Consider the following 20,553-nt stretch of genomic DNA (forward strand, 5'->3'; position numbering starts at 1 on the left):
TGGGTCAAAAGTAATAATCCTTCTACTTTTTAATGTCATCTCTTTGATATTAGTAATTACATGGAAGTAGCTATGTATTTCCATTAAGAAATAATTATTATGAGTTATTTTAAGGAATTATATTTTAATAATTAAGCAGTCAATACTTGTACTAATCCTTCAACAGCGATTACTTTACCCGACTGATCAAAAACAGGAAATTCTGTAATTTCAGCAAGACATTTGGAATTGTCCTTTTTCAACAATTCTAATTGATACCTAGGTTGTTGGATACCTTGAATAGTAAGCTCAGTATGCTTGAACACTTCTGCATTCATGGGATGATCAGTAAGAAAACTCTCGAAATTTTTCATAAATTCGTCTACGGTATAACCAAGTACTTCCCTTACAGATTCTGTGACATATTCAAATATTCCCTCTGTACTATGTCTATAAAATAGATAGCCATATTCGCCACTAGTACCTGCTATACTTTTAAGTTGACCCACAATATGTTCTGCCGCAGTATTAGATTGTTTAAAAAGACTTTCTGCATAATTAGATACTTCTCTACTGTTTTCCATTGTATTGATAGCCATAGCATCTACACTTTCAGCAGACGACAATATCTCTTCTGAGCCAGCAAGCTGTTCTTCGGTAATACTTACAATGTCATGGGTAAATTCATTTACAGTTTCAATCTCTTCAATAATCACGGTTAATTGATGTTGAACTTCGTTAATTGAAGATATAATTTCTTCAAATACCTCATCAGTTTCATTAACAGAGGCATGGACTTGTTGAATACTTTGGGTACTAGATGCAGTATCTTCTATTGCGTTTTTTGTTGTCGATTCAACATCAAGTATTAATTTTTCGATGTTCTGAGTTGCACCTGTAACATCTTCAGCTAATTTTCTAATTTCTTGTGCCACTACAGCAAACCCCTTTCCATGCTCACCAGCTCTGGCAGCTTCGATGGAAGCATTCAGGGCCAAAAGGTTTGTTTGATTTGCAATATTATCTATAATTTGGATGATATTACGAATCTCCGAAGTGGAGTTTCCAACCCTTTCCATTGTCTTTGATAACTGGGTAACTGCCTTCATTACGATTGCAACATTATTATCAGTAGCTGCCATCGAAGATTTACCTTGTGTTGAACGATCAACCAAATAATTTGTCTTTACCTTTACTACTTCACTTTTCTGGGTTGTAGTTGCTATAATGTCTGAAAGTTTGGTAATGCTATGGGTGATTTCTTCTGTTCCTTTAGTAAACTCTTTAATTGTGGCAACTAAATCTGTCATCGCTAAAGATTGTTTCTTAGCTGTTTCATCCATCTCAGAAGTAGATTCCTTAGTAGAACTTACTATCTGATTAATTTCCACTAAGATTTCTGTCATTTGATCTAGTAGAGCTTTTATCTTAGAATCCTTTTCTATGATTATAAGATCTTTTTCTGTTTTTCTGCTAAACTTAAACATAAGAAACCCCATTTCTCTATTTATTTTAAACTTTTATGGCAAATCAGCATTATATAATTGAGGGTATTCTATCATACCATAGAGCCGTAATCTAGAGTTGTATTTCTCATTAAATAGATACAGCGTAGTTTTTATTTTGCATAATATATATCTAATATCAATATGCAATTATCTCAATTACTTTTTTACTATTATACCTTTCTATTCTTCAGAAGTCATGGTCATTTTATCATAAAAAAAAACTTAATAAAAATAATACAAATAGAAATATTAAGTTTTGATTAAACTAGCTATATTGATATATATTAATAATAAATCATAGTCTATTTTTGGTTATATAAAATCGGATCCTCTGCTCCTGCTTCTTCAAAGCCTTTTAGTCTTAGCACACAACTATCGCATACCCCACAAGCTTCTTCCCCTCCATTATAGCAACTGGTTGTTAAGTGATAGGGTGCATTATATTTTAAGCCAAGCTTTACCGTTTCAGCTTTAGTTAACTTCATAAGGGGAGTTTTTACTTCAATTCCTTTACCCTTCACTCCTGCTGCTGTACCAACATTTATTACTTGCTGGAAGGCATCTATAAATTCTGGTCGGCAATCGGGGTATCCACTGTAGTCTACCGAACTCACTCCTATGAAGATGGCCTCTGCCCCAATTACCTCTGCATAACCAAGGGCATAACTTAGAAACAGAATATTTCTAGCAGGCACATAGGTTATAGGAATTTCTCCATCTCCCTCATAATCTGGCACATCAATTGATAAATCAGTTAAGGCACTGCCTCCAACATTTTGAACTGTAAATATTTTATGATCTTTTACATTGAAGAAAGTAGCTACTTCTTTTGCAAGATTAATTTCTCTTTTATGTCTTTGGTTATAGTCAAAAGAAACTGGATAAAGTTCATAACCTTCATGATGGGCTACAGCCATACAAGTTGTGCTATCTAAGCCTCCAGATAATAAAACAACAGCCTTTTTCATTTGAACCCCTCCTATACATTCAACATATTAAAAAATTTATTTTGTAATTTCTCGTCCTCGTCAAACTGTCCCCTTGTGGTAATGGTGGTGGTTTGGGATCCTGGTTTTTTAATCCCCCTCATACTAATACATAGATGTTCTGCTTTTACGACTACGATTACTCCTTCAGGATCTAATTTTTCTTGAATAGCCTCGGCTATCATGGTGGTCATACGTTCTTGAACCTGAACTCTTCTAGAAACATTGTCTACTAATCGAACAAGTTTACTTAATCCAACTACTTTGCCATTAGGTTTATATCCTATATGGACTTTTCCAAAGAAGGGTACGAGATGATGTTCACAGGTTGAATAAAAGGGAATATCCCTAACTAAGACTATGTCTCTATGGTCTTCTTCAAAAACAGCGTTTAATTCTTCTTTAGGGTCAGTACCAATGCCCCCATATATTTCTTTGAAAAGCTTCATAACTCTCTTTGGTGTATCCATTAAACCTTCTCTATTAGGATCTTCTCCAATTTCTTCCAGAATCACTTTCACAGCTTCTAAAACCCTTTTTTCATTCATCTTTAGACTCCCCTTTCATCTGGATGCCATAGTACCTTGTGAAGTTGTAATTGAAATCTAGCATCAATCTTATCTTCAAGGATCCACTCTATTATTATTTTGGGATCTATCTTATTAAATATTGGCGAATAGGTTAATAATCCCTTTTGGTAGTGTTTCTTTATAATTTCCTTTGTCCAATCATAATCTTCGCGATTACCGATCACCATCTTAATTTCATCGGTTTCCTTAAGATGCTTCAAGTTATCTAAACACAGCTTATCAGATTCTCCTGAAGATGGGACTTTCATATCCATCGTAAAGCGATGGCTTTTACCAAGGGAAAATTGACTCACATCTACTGTACCGTTGGTTTCTATATTTACTTCAAAATCTTCCAATAGCTTAAGTAGATCGTTAACCTCTGGTTGTAGTAAGGGTTCGCCACCCGTTAAACATACCCTTTTGAAACCAAAGGCATTAATACGGTCTACAATATCTTCAAGGGACATTTCAACTCCTTCTGAGTAGGAATAGATGGTATCACAGTAGGAACAACGCAGGTTACACTGGCAAAGTCTAACAAAAATAGTTGGTAATCCTGTTGAGATACCTTCTCCTTGAATACTTAAAAAGATTTCATTAACTTTCAGCATAGTATTGATCCCTTTCTAAAGTTCCGAAGCTAGTAGGGGTTTCCCATAAAACCAGTTTTTGAAGCTTTACACGGTCATCAGAAATGGCTTCATCTAGTTCTTGAAATATCCACACAAGCATATTTTCACAGGTTGTATTAAAATCAAAAATATCATTTAAATATCGATGATCCAGTTTATTAAGTACTTTCTCTTTAACAATACTTTTTAAGTCATTGAAGTCCATTACCATTCCTCTAAAATCAACCTTTCCCCTTAAGGTTACCTCTAATTTATAGGTATGTCCGTGGAGATATTTACAATCTCCTTCGTAGTGATCTAGCTTATGGGCACTATCAAAGGTAAAAATCTTCGTTACATCTATTGTTTTGTTATGCATTACCAATCTTCCTTTCTTTTATCAAACCAAGATAGCCACAGCCAATAGCTCCATTAATCTGGGGATATTCTGGAATAACAACTTCAGCAAAGTCTTCCTTCAGATAGTGGATAATGGCTTCATTTTGGGCTACACCACCAGTTAAAACCAAGACTTTACTCTTTAATTTTTGTATTTGGGGTTTTATTCTTTTATATAGAGAATAGTTTATTCCTGCCGCCAGTCGGCTAGTCGTGTGACCTAAGGCAATTTGACCGATTAATTCTGATTCTCCAAATACTGCACAAGTTGTATTTAACTGTACAGGATTAACATATTCTTTTTTTAGTTCATCTAAGGAAATCTCCAATACAGCAGCCATATTTTCAAGATATCTGCCACTAGATGCAGCGCATTTATCATTTAGAATCATATCAGTCATGATGCTATTTTCTACTTTTATTACCTTGAAATCTTGGCCACCAATGTCTAGTAGGGTAAAGTTTTCAAGTTTGGTTTGATATAACGCTCCGTAAACATGGGCTTTAAGCTCATTAATTACCTTAGCCCCAGCCACTTGAATATTATTTCTACCGTAACCAGTACTGATTACCTGATTCACTTCTCCTAATCCTAATGCATCAAGGTTAACCATTACCTCTCCATCCACCGTTTTACTAAAATCACGATAAAATTTCATGGTACTGATAATCTCAGCCTTTTCTAGCACGCCATCTATTAAAAGGGCAATCTTTACTGCTCTACTGCCAATATCAATTCCTAATGTTCTCATCTCATCACTCCTTAAAATCCTTTAACATATCCATAAAGGATTCTAGCCTTAACTTTGTACGGGCATCAGCTTTACTGGGGAAATCTCCTTCTATGGTTAATACAGGCACTTTCAATTGATTCTTAATTAAGATATCTTCGATACCACGGTAGCAAAAGCTCTGGGTGTAATGAATTATGCCATCTAATTTCCTCTCTTCTATTGCTTGTTGTATTTCTTCTAGTCGCCTATTTAAATGATAGGGATAAGTAAAGTTCAAATACATTTGATAGATATCTGTATCAATAGGTTCCTTTGCCATCGTGAAGGCTCTTTGTACTTCATTAAAGACAATTCTGCCACCATTTTCTTCTACCAAATCATAAAGGTCTTCTATGATGGGCGGTACCCCAATATAGCCTAATCGCACTTCGTTTTGGGGAAAGGGAGGTCGAATCTCTATTTCCTTGATGGTTGCTTCAAGTTCATCTGAAAAGGCATTAGGGTTTCCGTTAAAATCACTTGAAGAAACCTGCCATAAATGGTTCTCAAAGCCTGTTGCTTGGTTTGTCTTCCAAGTTAATTCATCAAGGTACTTAATTCTTTGTCGGATTGGGTAAAGTCTTCTTTTAACTTCTTCTACTTTTTCTAAATCAACATTAAAATAGTTCATTAAATGATTAATTTCTTCAACAATTATTTCGTATCTTCTATTCTGGGGAAATCCGAAGGGGACAACCTCTTTCCCTTTAGACTGCCAGACTTCAATTAAGGCTTTTGTGTTAGAACAATCACCTTCTGTCACCCCAATAACCATATCAATATCGGTTAATAGGGCAGTTGCATATAATCCTTTGATCCAAGCACATAGGTTTCGTGGAAAGCCTTCCACTTCAGAGTACTCTATATAATCTAATGCCTTTCCGCTAGTAACAAAGATGTTATTTAAATCCACCGGAGTAACTCCTGCTGCGAAGAGTACTTCTACAGGAACAGTGGTTGTTAGTCCCACTTTCTTCATGGAAAAGCTCCTTTCATGTCAAAATATAATAGAAAATTATTCAACAAACAAAAAAGCTACCTAAATAGGTAGCCTCGATTATAAAATATAAGTTATTAAGATACTAAGCATTGACCTTAAGGTGCCACAATAAAATCACCATAACCTAAAAACCTTTAGGAAGCCCCCCAAAGGTATTTCAGTATGATATGACCCTAAATGATTAATGCCTTAGTTTTATTTAAGGACAGGAGGCTCTCGAACTGTCCATTTTATAATTTAACATATTAATGAGTTCAATACAAGTCTTTAAGGATTAATTTTTCCTTTAACATGCATATTTTCTCTTGCCTCTAGCTTTTTCTTCAAGAAACCCATTAATAGATAATATAGCAGTAAAAATGAGATGGGAATTATTCCAGATCTCCAATTTTCAAGAATATCTATGGATTTAGCAAAGAAAAAGGTATAGGTAAAGGTACCAGGAATCATTCCCAAAATACTAGCTAAAAGATATTTTTTAAAAGAAATGTTAGTTATACCAAAGAAATAGTTAATTGGTGTAAAAGGAACGACATAAACATTTCTTAATAAGAAAATATATTCAAAACTATACTTTTCAATATTTTTAGATACTGTCAGAAATTTACTTCCTTTTCCTTTAATAAACTTATTAAGCATTCTTTGAATATAACTTTTACCAAGTAGTCGGGCTATTCCAAAAGATAAACTACAGCTAATAATTGCAGCTAATAAAGAATAAATAAAGCCCCAGGTTAAGCCAAAGTAGATTGCGGCAATTGCCTTCATCCAAGAAATAGGCATAAAGCATAGACTACCAACCACAGTTATGATAATAAATATTACTCCACTTAGGGGCGTCTTCTCCATTTGCTGAAAAAAGAGAAGTAAATCCTCTTTAGAACCGATTGGTAGTCGTGAACAGATAACATAAATACCTAATACCAGTAACCCAATTCTTATTATGTTTAGTAGCTTATTCCTCATTAAACAACCTTTTCTTCATTTGTAATGTTAAAATCAGTAATGATTTTTTTAGTTTCTAATAATTTAATTAATTCTTCTTCTGCTTCTTTAAGGTTTTTTGGTATTTTAATGTTATATCCTTTATTTTTTAACCTAGAAAAAAGTTCTGTTAGTAAAGGTGGTTCTAGGTTTGCCGCCTTCATAACTTCAACTTGGTTAAAGACTTCTTGTGGGTTTCCGCATGTAACAATTTTACCATCATTTAACACATATACTCGATCAGCTATTTCAGGTACTACGTTTATATCATGGGTGGTAATAATCAATGTAATCCCATGAATTTCATTTAATTCTTTTAATAGAGCTACCATCTCAGCTTTAGATTTTGGATCTAGCGCATCAAAGGGTTCGTCTAGAATCAGTATTTTCGGTAACATAACCATAGAACCTGCAAGGGCAACCTTCTTTTTTTGTCCACCACTTAGGTAGTGGGGGATTTTGTCTAATAAGCCCTCTATTCCTAAGCATCTTGCAACACTTTTAACCTTTTCATCTATTTCATTCTTATTCATTCTTTCATTTCTTGGGGTAAAGGCGATATCATCATAAACCCTTGGCCCAATAATTTGCTCATCAACATTTTGGAAAACAACACCAATGTTTTTACGGATGGTATTAAAATTTTTATAAGGTTTGAGTCCCATTACTTCTACTGTACCCTCTACAGGTGAAAGAAGTCCCAGAATGTGAGACAATAATGTGGTTTTACCGGCTCCATTTGGACCAAGAATAACAATTTTCTCTCCTGGATTTACGATAAAATCTAATCCACATATACTTACTTCTGTTTTATCGGGATAAATATGTTTTAAACACTGTACTTTTATTATAGGTTCCATGGTATCACCGTCCCTAGTAATGTTATTATGCCTAAGCTTATGATCATATAGTCTATTGGTTTCATTGGCCATAAGGCTACTGTCATGGGAATGCCCCCCTTATAGCCTCTTAGTGTATAAATTTGGTACATTCGATCACTCATTTCAAAGGAATGAATAATCATAACGCCAATGGCAGCACCAATATTTTTTAAGTTAGCAATGATATTATAGGGATGATAACCTCCCCTTAATTTAATACTCTTAACTAAGTTTTCTATTTGTCCAATTAAAATAAATAAAGAACGATAGGTAAATAGTAAGATATCTACTAATAATTTTGGAAGAAATAGTGAGAAAACAGCAAAAATGTCAACATAGGGGGTGGTTGTTATAAGAAGAACCATTGTCATTGCTGCGCCTACTGCCTTCTGTAAAACGATAATCCCTAGTATCCATGATTGCTGAAATCTTAAAATCGCAAATAAAATACTGAATATAACAGGGTAAACAATAAGGTGTCCTACCTGCCCTAATGGCACTTTACTAATGAAGAAAAATAACCCTACTATAATCATTAAGGCTCCTAATTTTACAACGTCATTAGTTATAATAAAACTTGTTAAGAGAAATAGTGTTAAAAGAAGCTTAGAGATAGCCTTAGCTTTATGAAAAAGGCTATCTCCTGTGTTTGATATTTGATCTATTTCAGCTATATGCATTTACATCCCCTACTTTACATTATACTTAATATCTTAGCTAAATTTTCACTATTGATCTATCTTTAAATTTTCATCTAATTCTTTTGGTTTTTTTTCGTAAATTAAATCTGGTCTAACCTTCATAAAGAACCTTATGATATAAGCAGTACCAAAGGATTCTAATAGATTACCAACTACAAAAACCATAATAACCGCAGCCCAACCTGTAAAGAAAATATATTTAGCACCAGCTGCTGGTGATTCATCATTTTCTATAGCCTCTTCATGACCTTCTTCAATTAACTGTTCTTCATGGGAATGGAGATGAAAGTCTGGCATTGCATTTCTAAGTCCAGCTAAAGAACCCACCATTGTCACCATCATCGTCATGGATATAATTAAGGCTATGGAAGTTGCAATTACAGTACTAGGCATTTGTCCTAGCTTTTTACTTAATGTTTTGAAAAGATAATAACCTATTAACACTTCTGTCCCAACAATTAAGGTATTTAACCCTACTAAGGTTATTCCTCCATGGGCTACAAGGGCCAACATAAGGTTTACAACAAAAACAGATATAAAGGCAAATCCAGGGCCTATTAATATTCCTGAAAGTACAGCTAAGGTTAAATGAACTGGTACAATACCTAAAGGAACCGACATCCCTATAATCATAATCGCTGTTACAATACCGATCATTGGAACTTTACGTCTGATTTCTTCACCTTCTACTTTCCTTAAAACAAAATAGATAATACCTAAAGCAATTAAGTAACCTGTAATCCACCATACAGAACCGATAATTCCATCTGGAATATGGATATGACTCATGATAATACCTCCCTATTAACTATACATTTAATCAATTGATTATGATAATCATTTGCGTTACCCAAACTTATTGTACATAACTAGGCTGCAAATGTCAAAGATAATTATTTATAAAAATGGAACTGTTTTAATCAAGTATCGAAATAAACTGTTATGGCATTAGTTCTTTTCTATATAATATTACCACAACTTAGCAATCTAAACACAGTTTTTAATAAACGTAAATTTTATACTTATTTTCAAAAAAATACTGCTTCCTTTTATGGAAGCAATGAGTAACTAATTTATAATAGGTTTAGAAAATATTTTTATCTTTTAGACGCTTTAATTTTTCATTGCTATATTGGAGTAGTTCCTTCAATATTTCTTCAGTATGCTGTCCTAGTATAGGAGCAGGTCTTCTAACTTTTCCCGGTGTATCACTTAGTTTTATTGGGATTCCGGGCATTTTTAACTTACCAGCTACTGGGTGTTCTACTTCTATTACCATCTCTCTTGCCTGCACCTGAGGATTTTCTAAAACTTGATCTATTGTGTTGATGGGTCCATTAGGAATGCCACCATTGTCAAGTAGCAATTGCCATTCTGCGGTGGTTTTTAGCTTAAAAGCCTCGCTAATTAATGGTCGTAAAGCTTCGTAGTTACTATTTCTTAGCGGGTTAGTTTTAAACCTATCATCATCAACCAATGTTTCTCTTTCAAGAATGAGGCACAATTTTTTCCACAGGGCATCATTGCCGGCTGCAATCATTATTTCGCCATCTAGGGTGTCAAAAGACTCGAAGGGTACAATGGAAGGATGACGATTACCCCCTGGCTTCGGCACTTCCCCTGTTACGGCATATCTTGCAATCGCATTTTCTAGTAGAGATACTTGACAGTCTAGCATAGCAACATCAACTTTTTGTCCTTTTCCAGTAATACTTCGGCTATGAAGGGCTGTTAATATCCCTATAACAGTAAACATACCTGCTGTAAGGTCACCAATAGAGGAACCTACCCTTGTTGGCTTTCCACCCTTTTCCCCTGTAATACTCATGATTCCCCCCATTGCCTGCACCACAGCATCATAGGCAGCCCTTTTGCTATAGGGCCCAGAATGACCAAAGCCAGATGTAGCGGCATAAATTAGTTTAGGATTAACCTCCTTTAATTCTTTGTATCCTAAGTTTAGCTTTTCCATTGTTCCAGGTCGAAAATTTTCTACGAGTACATCTACTTGAGAAATCAGTTCCAGAAAAATTTTTTTACCCTCATGCTCTTTTAAATTTAAAGTTATGCTTCTTTTATTGCGGTTAATACTCATAAAATAGGCACTTTCATTGTTAACATGGGGGCCAAACTGCCTAGCATCATCACCTGTGTTAGGCAGTTCAACTTTAATAATGTCTGCTCCTAAATCCCCTAAAATCATAGTGGCGTAGGGCCCTGCCAAAACCCTAGACAGATCCAATACTTTTATATTTTCTAAAGGACACTCCATTTTATCCTGCCCCCCATTATTTTTTATAGGGAATTCTCTTAGAAGGTTCAAAGGAGCTTTTTCCCTCCTGTAAAATTCCATGATATACTTCTAGGTTTCTATCTTCTAAATGATCGAAAATCATCGGAGATTTTGTACCATAGCTAACATATTTGATGGGGTCTGGTACTAGCTTTGTAGCGATGATTTCTTCGCCACCTCTTGCCAGAGCCAATGTTTGAGCGATTGGGCTTACAATCATACTATGACCAAAATAAAGGTTGCCACCTGCATCTGCACCAACAGCATTGGCAGCAAGAATATATACATGATTATCGTAGGCTCTGGCTTTATTAGTTAGTTCCCATATTTCATAACTCCTTAGCAGGGCAGAAGGTCTTGTGATAATTTCTGCTCCTTTTAGGGCTAAAACTCTACTAAGTTCTGGGAAGTCGCCATCATAGCAGATGATCATTCCAATTTTCCCAAGCTTAGTCTCTACCATTACTGGGTTTTTACCTGGGGTCGTCCAGCCACCTCCTTCTTTTCTTTCGGTAGGAAAAGGATGGGTTTTTCGATAATTCCCAAGGATTTCTCCTTGATCATCAATTAAAATAGAACTATTCAGTACTTCTCCCTGCATTTTCCCCCTTTCGTAAAGAGGATAGATAACATGGACACCCAAGTCCTTTGCAAGTTTTTGAATTGGTTTTGTGTGATTACTAGGGATTGGCTTAAGGAGTTGGTAAAATTCATCGGAAGTCATATTTGGTGTGAAACCAGTCGTAATGCTTTCTGGGAATACAACTAACTCTGCTTCATATTCTTTTACTGATTTCTCTAGCCAATAGCAAACCTTTTGAATATTTTTTTCTATTTGATTTGGTTCGACTGCCATTTGAACACATGCTGCTATATGTTCCTTCATAATATTAGGCCTCTAGGTCGAAGGCTAAAATGCGGCAGATACTAGATTCGCCACCTACAAATTTCCATGGAAAACAACCAATTATTAAACGTTTGTTTAGAATCTGATCAATTTCTCCCCCCAAGTTTTCGGCATGGATAATTTCATGAGGTTTTGGGAATACCTGAACATGCATTGCTTGGTAGGTGTCGGGCCAACTATAAATTTCTTCTAAACTTTCACCATATTTCTTTTGTAAATACTCATCAGCCATTTTAGCTTCTCTTGGTTCCCATTCTCTAATTTTTGTGTTCATTGGGTGATCGGCAGAGCCACAATCAACACCAATCCACTTAATTTCCATATCTTGCGCCCATTTGATGAAGTCCATTGATGGCCCTGGATGTCTTAGCATATATCTTCTTTCATCAGCTTCTGGTTGATCCCATCCATACTTGTGATAACCTGTATTAATGATTAAGATATCGCCTTTTTTAACTTCAACTCTATCGGTAATATCCTTTGGCGTATAGATGCCATAATCTTCAGCGATGTCTGAGAGATCAACCACAACTCCTGGTCCTACTAATTTATCTAAAGGCAGAGAAGCAATATCCCTTCCAGAGGTATCGAAGTGTAGCGGGCCATCAAGATGGGTTCCAACGTGATTTGAGGTTGTTATTAATTGCCCATTGGCACCATTAGGGGATAATCGCTTAAAAAATTTTATCTGTAGCGGTTCATAGGTTGGCCACGGTGGGGTTAAATGGCTTAGGTTTTGAGTTAAATCATACATCTTTACGTTTTTCCATAAATCAAGAATGTTCATTATAATTCCTCCCTTTAATTTAATAAAACATGTAATTAAGCAGGTTCTCCTTCCTCTTGTATCATAGCGACAAAAGCTTCTAACGCCTCTTCAAAACATTTCATAGGTGGACGAACTAAACCAGCGCCCACCTGTCCCACCCCAGGATCTTTATGGGCAATCCCTGTGTTAATGATAGGCAATATACCAGTTTCGATCACCTTCATAATATCAATTCCTGTTGGGGTTCCTCTAAAACTCAAGACAGGTATTTTAAAGTGATGACTTTCTCCTTCTGTAATTTCATACATTGATTTTGTAAAATTCATAGCATCAGCGGGGGTACCACCAACAAACTGTACAATGGGAATGGCAGTTGCCATAGCGAATCCGCCGATACCTGCTGTTTCTGTTATTACACTATCTCCAATATCTGGGTTTGCATCTGCCATTGTATAACCAGGAAAATAAAGCCCATCTATGATCTCAGCAGGAGCTGTAAACCATCTTCCCTTAATGCCTGCGACCCTTATTCCAAATTCAGTTCCATTTCTAGCCATGGTATAAACTAATGTACTATACTTAATTCCTGCTAAAGGGTCTAGGGTAGCTTTACAGGCTGGCATTGTTAGATTTAAAAAGAAGTGGTCGTTGCTATGGATAAACTTAAGTACCTCGTATTGATCTACTGATGAATAGTTTGTCATGGTGATATAAGGTGCTAACTCCCTAATTAAGAGGGAAGTACCTGCTTTGTTGCGATTATGTCCCTCATCTCCCATTTGCAGAACTTGCGAAATGATACTTTTAAGATCAATTTCTCCTGATAACTCAAGGGATTCTTTTAGTATTGGGGCTAACTTTTTTTCCATCCATTTTAGTTTTTGAATTACTTCTTGGCTATAGGCTCCGTATCTAAGAACTTTTCCTAATCCTTCATTTAATGTACAGTAGGCATAATTTCCAAAGGTCTTATTTTTGATAATCCATACTGGCATGGATGCAGTAATAACTCCAGCCATTGGTCCAACCGCAAGGTGGTGATGACAGGGTTCGAAGATTACTTTTTCTGATTCGATTAGCCTAAGGCCCTCTTCTTCATCGTGGGCTAGGCCTTCATAAATCAGTCCACCAATAATTGCTCCCTTTAGTGGACCTGTCATGTCCTTCCATTTGATGGGGGGTCCTGCATGAAGAATCATATTTTTTTCCATTCCAGGAACCTCATCAATTGCTTTACCGATACCTATTAAGGTGGGTTGTGCCTTTAGAATTCTATCTAAAGCTTCTTGGTTGGCTCTTCGTATTTTTTCTTTAATCATTAACGCTCCCCCTTCTATCCCCCATAAGTTTATTCTTATTTCTTTAACTGAGCTAAAAGTGCTATTAGCCGTTTATTCCCCCCTGCAGTTGGTCTCCAATTAACGTGAATCACTTTAGTTTTTTGTTCTTTTAGATCACGATAGAAGGATTCTAGTCCAATATTAATTACTTTAAGATCTTGTTGAAACAGTTGATTAATTTTATTCATCCGCTACACCCCCATGGTTTTCAATACCTTTAAGAATTAAAGCCGATAATCTCGCTGCTTGTGCATTAGAAGGCATAAGAATCACGCCTATATCTTCTAACCTTCTGCTGGATTCAATTAAATTTTGAGGGTCTAATTCTGTACCACAAATCGAAGCAACCACTGAAAGGGATCTGCCTCTTTCCTTCATCAATTTTTTACTTTCTTTAATAGCTGGTATCATTTCACCAACTGGATCTTTATGGGAACCATAACCCAATACAAAATCTAATAATACTAAGGCAACTTCATCATCGGAGGCTGATTTTAATAACCATTCAGCTCTGATGGCAGGGTCAATCATTGGATGGGGTCTTCCTAGGGTAAACTGGTCATCCCCAAGGTCTATGCATATATTCTTTGTATTTGATGTATTATCAGATAATGGAAGAGAAAAATCTGCTATTAGCTTCATCGCTTCATCTGCAAGGGTTCCCCCCGTGAAGAATCCCCTAATATATTTTTGGGAAGGATGAAAACCAGCAACTTCCTTTTTAACAATTTTATGAATAATTGAGCTATCAAAAGAAAAATCTTCGAAATCTTTTAATTGAATGCCCCTTAGGAGAGAAACCGCTTTATAGGCTGCATCTTCTAATGTTATTGCTCTATAAGCTCCATATTTTTCAATTTCTTCTTTATTACCACCTATGAAATTGATAACCACAGGTTTATGAGAGGTTGAAACTAATTTTAAGATTCTATCTGCAACTTCCCCATCGGGTTCCTTAGAAATTAGTACAATTACTTTTGTCTGAGGGTCCATTAAGAGGCTCTTTAAGCCTTGAAGCATCATAATCCCACCAATTTCTTTTCTTAAGTCTCTTCCACCTGTTCCAAGTACTTGAGAAACACCTTCCCCAAGCTTATGTATTAATACACTTACTTCTTGTGTACCTGTTCCAGAAGCACCAATTATTCCAATATTACCTTTTCTAACTACGTTTCCAAATGCTAAAGGAACATGGTTGATAATGGCTGTTCCGCAATCGGGACCCATCATTAATAATCCCTTTTCCGATGCTAATTGTTTAAGTTCCCGCTCTTCATCTAGGGAAACATTATCACTAAAGAGCATAACATGAAGACCTTGTTCTAACGCTTTTCTTGCTTCCTCAGCTGCGTATTGACCTGCTACAGAGATAAGGACAATGTTAGAGTCTGGCTGATATTTCAATGCAGAATCTAGGGTAACTGGGCTATATTCAGCTTGATCATCATTTTTATTTGACATTAATAATTCATCAACATCTTTTAAAATTTCTTTAATATCTAAGTCTGTTTCCGTTAGTACACTTATAAAAAAATCATTTACTCCTGCCTCTTCTATTTCTTTACTACAAAGATTTAGATTTATTGCTAGTTCTTTATTTAAGTCGGTTGCCATGCCTAATAAAACTTCTATAACCCCTGTTTTTTTCTTCACTTCCTTTGTAATTAACATTAGGGTTACTGAATCATAATAGGTATTTCTGCGGATTTCATAAATGATCTTCAACCATCTTTCCCCCTAACTATTTAAAATATTGCTAGCTCCAATTAAGATTCCACAAAGCAGGTCAGATCCTGATGTATTACCGATTCTTACTAAGTCTTCTAATCCGCTATAAAATCCTTGATCATCTACCACTGATAATAAGTTAATGATATAATTTCTTACTGTTTGATTAACCTCACCCCTAGCGGCATCCCTTAATTGATTTTCACTAACTAAAGTTGTTTTGCCAGCTACGGCTTTAATCATTTCCTCATTGAAAGATAAGATGTCCCTTTTATCTTTATTAAAGTAATCTGCAAAATATACATTAGCAATCATTAATCCTGTAATAAAGTCATCGGTTGAAGGGGTTAAGCCTAGGCCAAAACCTATGATAGAAGATGTAGCTTTAGAAATATGAATTTTATCCATTTTTTTTGCACATTCAATAAAAGTAATTAATCTTTTACTGATGAACTGTTGGGCTTGATTTAGATCGAGGTTAAAGAACAAAGCCCCCATTCCTTCTAGATTTCCTTTATGGTATAGATAGTGATATGAAATTTCCATCTTCTTATAGACATTTTCTAATTTGTCTTTTTTAAAATCAAAAATAGGTTGTGGTTTCCACATGTTTAAGTTATGGAGGTCAAAATCTATATTATGGGTAAATGAAGCAACTTGACTTTGTAGCCTTAAGCCCTTTAAAGAAAAATTAACCGAAGACCCGCCATAGATTATTAAAGGGTTGAAGTCATAAAAGTTTTGACTATAGGGTTTAACTTTAATGCAATAGGGTGCCATTGGCTTATCTTCCTTTAGTAAAGTTACTAACCTATCATGGGATATAATATTACAGGCCCTTGAAAAAATTGAATGGATTTGCCCTCGACGTATATTACCAGTTTCGATATCCCTTTTTAGATGACTACATATTTCGATTGCATGCACTTTGTTACACATCCTTTAGTGACTATAAAATCTTAATTTTGGAGAGGTTTACCAAAAAAATAGTTATAGTGAAGTATTTCTTTATATTAATTCATTATATTAACTCTTTATATTAATATAAATTAAGAAGATTGGTGCAGTTGCCTCATTGTTAAAGATGTAGGATAGATTAGCTAATTAGTTAATTAGTTAATTTCACTATTTTTTATTTAGTATTTTATGATTTTTTAATGCTTTTACAACTCTTTCAGGTGTTAGGGGTAGTTCTTTTACTCTTATTCCCGTTGCGTTATAAAAGGCGCTGGCAATTGCTGGTGCAGCAGGGATCATTGCTGGTTCTGCCATTCCTCTGGCTCCGAAGGGACCATCTTTTTGTCGATTCTCTACATAGCTAACCAACATCTCTGGTATGTCATTAGCTGTTGGAATTTTATAGTCCATAAAGGATGGGTTCATGAATCTACCATTCTGCATAATTATTTCTTCAAATATAGCAGAACCAATCCCTTGAACAATAGCACCTTCACACTGGGCTTTTACTAGATCAGGATTAATAGCTTTGCCTACATCAAAACAGGAGGCAACCTTCAATACTTTAATATTTCCTGTTTGAGTATCGATTTCTATTTCAACTCCGTAACATCCATAGGTCCAAAAAACAACTGGATTATCTGCTAAACCAGTATCCATATCAAAATTTCGTATATTCTCTGGAATAAAAGTACCTCTACCAATCAAAGGACCATGGACAGCAGAGCCGTCCTCCATTGAAAGCCCTAATGCTAAATCTTTTATTGGTATTCTTTTATTAGGATAGATGCTAGATCTAACGAATCCTTCTTCCAGCTGTAGGTCTCTTGGAAAAATCCCTAATTTAATGCTGGCTAAATGGAATAGCTGTTCCTTTATATCTTCACAGGCTTTAATAATTGCATTTCCAGCTGAATAGGTAATACGGCTGGCCACCGTTTGCCACTCATAGGGATTATGGGCAGTATCACCTGTATTAATGCTTATGTTTTCAGGTGGAATGGTTAGTATTTCAGCTGCAATTTGTGTTAATGCTGTATCAGAACCTTGACCAATATCCTGAGCGCTGACGGATAAATAGGCAGAACCATCTTCATTAATTCGTATAATGGCAGAAGAAGCTGCATTATTAGGCATAGATGGGGCCTTCATTCCACAAGCAAATCCTTTAGCCCTTACTTTATAATCTTCCTTAGGTTGTTGGGAAGGCTTATGATATTCGATGTCATTAATTACTTTATTGATACAATCAATAAGACCACAAGCATCGTCAACCAAAGCGTTCGTTGCCGTTCTGCCACCGGGTTTATGGGCATTTAGTTTTCTAATTTCAATAGGGTCTATTTTTAACTTCTCAGAAATAATATCCATATTCTGCTCTATGCCAAAATGAATCTCTGACATTCCAAATCCTCTATAGGGACCCCCTACAGGATTATTTGTATATACAGCATAAGAGTCGCAATGGATATTTTCGACATCATAGGGACCTGCTGCAGCAAAACCCGCAGATTTTGCAATGTTTACGCCATACTCTGTATAGGCTCCACCATCCCATATAAAATTAGACTTTAGAGCAACTATTTTACCATCCTTCATTACGCCAGTTTTAAAGGTGGCATACATGGCTTGCCTTACATAAGAGTTATTAAACTCATCCTCTCTAGAGTAGGTTAATTTTACAGGTCTACCCTTTGTTTTCATTGCAAGGGGAATGATGATTCCTTCTAAAGTTGTACCTGCTTTAGCCCCAAACCCGCCACCTACAGAGGGAGAAATGACTCTCAGTTTATGGCTAGGGATTTTGAAGGCATCTGCCAGCGCTGCTCTTACAGCATATGGGGACTGGCAACTAGCCCAAACAGTCAGACGACCTTCTCTATCAAACTGTGCAATGGCACTGTGATTCTCGATTGGACAATGTTGAATATGGGGTACATAAAATTCACTTTCCAAGATAAAATCAGCCTGTTCAAATGCTAATTCTACATCACCTTTTCTAAGCTTAAAGTGTTCGCTTATATTGGTTCCTGGTAGGGTGTGGAAAATTGGTGCATGTTTGTATTCTCCTAGGTTTGGGTGAATTAAAGGAGCATCTTCTTTTATTGCGTCTAAAACATTTGATACTATTGGCAATTCTTCATAATCAACTTTGATAAGACTTATTGCCTCTTCTGCAATTTCTTTCGTTTCTGCGGCTACTGCCGCAACAGCTTCTCCTCGATACCTAACCTTATCTACTGCCATAAAGGTTTTATCGGCCAAGTAAAGACCTACTCTTTTGGGGAAATCTTTCCCAGTAGTTACTACCTTTACCCCTGGTAATTTGATGGCTTCTTCTATGTTTATATTGATAATTTTAGCATGGGGGTAAGGACTTCTTTTAACAGCAGCATAGAGCATCCCAGGCATCTTTAGGTCATCTACATATTTTAAATCTCCTGTTACTTTTTTTATTCCATCAACTCTTGTTACGCTTTTTCCCACATACTTCACCAATATCCCCTCCCACTAATCTTTACTTTGATTCTCCTCTGCAACCTCAATAATAGCTTCTATAATTCGCTTATACCCTGTACATCTACACAAGTTTCCACTAATAGCAACTTTTATTTCTTCTAAGGTAGGGGTTGGATTAGCATTTAAAAATCCTTTTGCTGTCATAATCATTCCTGGTGTACAATAACCACACTGTAGAGCTCCATTAGTAATAAAGGATTTTTGTAATTCATCTAAATTGATCCCTTCAGACAAACCTTCGATGGTTGTAATTTCTTTACCATCTACTTCAACTGCCAGCACTAAGCATGAATTAATGGGCTTTCCATTAAGTAATACTGTACATGCGCCACATTCTCCCTGACCACACCCCTCTTTAGCTCCCGTTAGATCAAAATCTTCCCTTAGCATTTGAAGGAGGGTTTTATTAGCTTTAACTTCATGAAGAATTTTCTCATGATTAAGTGTGAAATAAATTTCATGTTTCATTAATTATCAACTCCCTTAGACTTTCAATTCTTCAAGACTTCTTGTAACTAATACCTCCACCATATGGAGTCGATATTCTTTAGAACTTCTAACATCGTCAATAGGTGAAGCTTCAGCTACTGCTATTTTTGCTATTTCTGTAATCGTCTCATGAGTTAAATTTTTTCCTTTTGCAAAAGCCTCAGCCATTTTTCCTCTTATTGGTGTTGGTGCAACTGCCCCTAAAGCAATTCTTATTTCATCATTTATTTTAACAACTGAGGTACATACAGTTGAAAGATCAACATCTTGTCTTCTAGACCCCTTTTTAAAAGCCCCTTTAAGATTTTTAGAATAGGGAATCTTAATCCCTGTCACAATTTCACCAACATTTAGGCAGTTTTTTCTAACTCCTTTAAAAAAGTGATGAATAGAAATTAGTTTGGTTCCATTTGGTGAGTAGATTATAACTTCAGCATCTAAAGCTAAAAGAGGTGTGGCGGTGTCTGCTAAAGGAGAAGCATTACAAATATTACCTACTAAAGTTGCTCTATTTCTAATCTGTCCAGAACCTACCACCTCTGCAGAATCAGCTATGATGGGAAAGTTTTCTACAACATCTCGATGATGGGCAATAGTTCCTAAGGATAGGCAAGCACCAATTCGAAGGCCATCTTCTTTGTCAAAGGTAATAGCATGTAACCCCGGTATGTGTTTAATATCAACCACAGCTTTGGGATGTAAAAAATTCTCTTTCATCCTTATTATTAGATCTGTTCCCCCGTTAAGAATGTGGGCTTCACCATTATATTCTTTTAAAAGTTCACTAGCTTCCTTTAAACTCTGGGGTTTGTAATATTTAAAACCTTTCAATGCAATTCACCTCCGTTAAAATATGAAAACCTACACTAACATGTCCATAAAGGGTTTTTACATATATATGGCTAACTACTGTCGTTCATTACAAAGAATTTTTTATAACAAATAGAAAGTTCTACTTTAATTATTTCAATAAAATGAACTTTACGTAGTGAGTTTCAACGAAGTTAACCTTTAAATTTTCCCAAGAAAGACTTTGGTCTTTGTAGGAATATCACAAATAAAACATAAAAAAACACCCTATTTTTGCTATATGCAAAAATTAAGGCGTTGTTTTAACGAATAGGATTGCTTATTTTAAATTGGATACAAAAGCATT

Annotated in this window: 21 protein-coding genes; all 21 read right to left on the reverse strand. The window is 35.6% G+C overall.

Annotated features, from left to right (window positions below; translation table 11 throughout):
* Positions 1-131 precede the first annotated feature (131 nt).
* The 21 genes from T335_RS0112545 to T335_RS0112645 all read right to left on the reverse strand — a co-directional run bounded on the left by T335_RS0112545 (position 132) and on the right by T335_RS0112645 (position 20,228).
* Positions 132-1,466: a methyl-accepting chemotaxis protein gene (locus T335_RS0112545; RefSeq protein WP_026477865.1), complete on the reverse strand. Its 1,335-nt coding sequence runs from the start codon at positions 1,464-1,466 to the stop codon at positions 132-134.
* Positions 1,467-1,789: 323 nt separating this feature from the next.
* On the reverse strand, positions 1,790-2,455 hold the full coding sequence (gene queC, locus T335_RS0112550) for a 7-cyano-7-deazaguanine synthase QueC (protein ID WP_026477866.1): 666 nt from the start codon (positions 2,453-2,455) through the stop codon (positions 1,790-1,792).
* Between the two features lie 11 nt (positions 2,456-2,466).
* Complete coding sequence (gene folE, locus T335_RS0112555) at positions 2,467-3,021, reverse strand: GTP cyclohydrolase I FolE (protein ID WP_026477867.1); 555 nt, start codon at positions 3,019-3,021, stop codon at positions 2,467-2,469.
* A gap of 2 nt (positions 3,022-3,023) precedes the next feature.
* A complete protein-coding gene (locus T335_RS0112560; protein ID WP_242837298.1) occupies positions 3,024-3,656 on the reverse strand; it encodes a 7-carboxy-7-deazaguanine synthase QueE in 633 nt (210 codons plus the stop codon).
* The gene (gene queD / locus T335_RS0112565; protein ID WP_207640675.1) at positions 3,643-4,035 is read right to left on the reverse strand and encodes a 6-carboxytetrahydropterin synthase QueD; all 393 of its coding nucleotides are present in this window, start codon (positions 4,033-4,035) and stop codon (positions 3,643-3,645) included. Before queD ends, T335_RS0112560 begins: the two co-directional genes overlap by 14 nt.
* Entirely contained in the window at positions 4,028-4,807 is a 780-nt protein-coding gene (locus tag T335_RS0112570; protein ID WP_026477870.1) for an acyl-CoA dehydratase activase, read from the reverse strand. The genes queD and T335_RS0112570 overlap by 8 nt, the downstream gene beginning before the upstream one ends.
* 4 nt (positions 4,808-4,811) lie before the next feature.
* A complete protein-coding gene (locus tag T335_RS0112575) occupies positions 4,812-5,807 on the reverse strand; it encodes a 2-hydroxyacyl-CoA dehydratase family protein (protein WP_026477871.1) in 996 nt (331 codons plus the stop codon).
* Between the two features lie 288 nt (positions 5,808-6,095).
* A complete protein-coding gene (locus T335_RS0112580; protein ID WP_026477872.1) occupies positions 6,096-6,794 on the reverse strand; it encodes a TVP38/TMEM64 family protein in 699 nt (232 codons plus the stop codon).
* Positions 6,794-7,672, reverse strand: a complete 879-nt coding sequence (locus T335_RS0112585) for an energy-coupling factor ABC transporter ATP-binding protein (RefSeq protein WP_026477873.1) — start codon at positions 7,670-7,672, stop codon at positions 6,794-6,796. The genes T335_RS0112580 and T335_RS0112585 overlap by 1 nt, the downstream gene beginning before the upstream one ends.
* Positions 7,660-8,373, reverse strand: coding sequence for an energy-coupling factor transporter transmembrane component T family protein (locus T335_RS0112590; protein WP_026477874.1), 714 nt, complete (start codon positions 8,371-8,373; stop codon positions 7,660-7,662). The genes T335_RS0112585 and T335_RS0112590 overlap by 13 nt, the downstream gene beginning before the upstream one ends.
* 48 nt (positions 8,374-8,421) lie before the next feature.
* The gene (locus tag T335_RS0112595) at positions 8,422-9,183 is read right to left on the reverse strand and encodes an energy-coupling factor ABC transporter permease (protein ID WP_026477875.1); all 762 of its coding nucleotides are present in this window, start codon (positions 9,181-9,183) and stop codon (positions 8,422-8,424) included.
* Between the two features lie 295 nt (positions 9,184-9,478).
* Positions 9,479-10,666 (reverse strand): CaiB/BaiF CoA transferase family protein, encoded by a 1,188-nt coding sequence (locus T335_RS0112600; RefSeq protein WP_026477876.1) that lies wholly within the window; start codon positions 10,664-10,666, stop codon positions 9,479-9,481.
* Between the two features lie 16 nt (positions 10,667-10,682).
* Positions 10,683-11,573, reverse strand: a complete 891-nt coding sequence (locus tag T335_RS0112605) for a carbon-nitrogen hydrolase family protein (protein WP_026477877.1) — start codon at positions 11,571-11,573, stop codon at positions 10,683-10,685.
* A gap of 4 nt (positions 11,574-11,577) precedes the next feature.
* Positions 11,578-12,381 (reverse strand): cyclase family protein, encoded by an 804-nt coding sequence (locus T335_RS0112610; RefSeq protein ID WP_026477878.1) that lies wholly within the window; start codon positions 12,379-12,381, stop codon positions 11,578-11,580.
* 35 nt (positions 12,382-12,416) lie between these two features.
* Entirely contained in the window at positions 12,417-13,682 is a 1,266-nt protein-coding gene (locus tag T335_RS0112615) for a YlbE family protein (protein WP_026477879.1), read from the reverse strand.
* A gap of 35 nt (positions 13,683-13,717) precedes the next feature.
* Positions 13,718-13,891, reverse strand: a complete 174-nt coding sequence (locus tag T335_RS22020) for a fdrA domain protein (RefSeq protein ID WP_084281291.1) — start codon at positions 13,889-13,891, stop codon at positions 13,718-13,720.
* Positions 13,884-15,428, reverse strand: coding sequence for an acyl-CoA synthetase FdrA (gene fdrA, locus T335_RS0112625; RefSeq protein ID WP_026477880.1), 1,545 nt, complete (start codon positions 15,426-15,428; stop codon positions 13,884-13,886). Before fdrA ends, T335_RS22020 begins: the two co-directional genes overlap by 8 nt.
* A 12-nt stretch (positions 15,429-15,440) precedes the next feature.
* Positions 15,441-16,358 (reverse strand): DUF2877 domain-containing protein, encoded by a 918-nt coding sequence (locus T335_RS0112630; protein WP_026477881.1) that lies wholly within the window; start codon positions 16,356-16,358, stop codon positions 15,441-15,443.
* 198 nt (positions 16,359-16,556) lie between these two features.
* Complete coding sequence (locus T335_RS0112635; RefSeq protein WP_242837299.1) at positions 16,557-18,884, reverse strand: xanthine dehydrogenase family protein molybdopterin-binding subunit; 2,328 nt, start codon at positions 18,882-18,884, stop codon at positions 16,557-16,559.
* A 15-nt stretch (positions 18,885-18,899) separates the two neighbouring features.
* The gene (locus T335_RS0112640; RefSeq protein ID WP_026477883.1) at positions 18,900-19,376 is read right to left on the reverse strand and encodes a (2Fe-2S)-binding protein; all 477 of its coding nucleotides are present in this window, start codon (positions 19,374-19,376) and stop codon (positions 18,900-18,902) included.
* A gap of 15 nt (positions 19,377-19,391) precedes the next feature.
* Complete coding sequence (locus T335_RS0112645) at positions 19,392-20,228, reverse strand: FAD binding domain-containing protein (protein ID WP_026477884.1); 837 nt, start codon at positions 20,226-20,228, stop codon at positions 19,392-19,394.
* Positions 20,229-20,553: the final 325 nt, after the last annotated feature.

It is taken from the genome of Alkaliphilus transvaalensis ATCC 700919 (assembly GCF_000621485.1).
Lineage (GTDB): Bacteria > Bacillota > Clostridia > Peptostreptococcales > Natronincolaceae > Alkaliphilus > Alkaliphilus transvaalensis.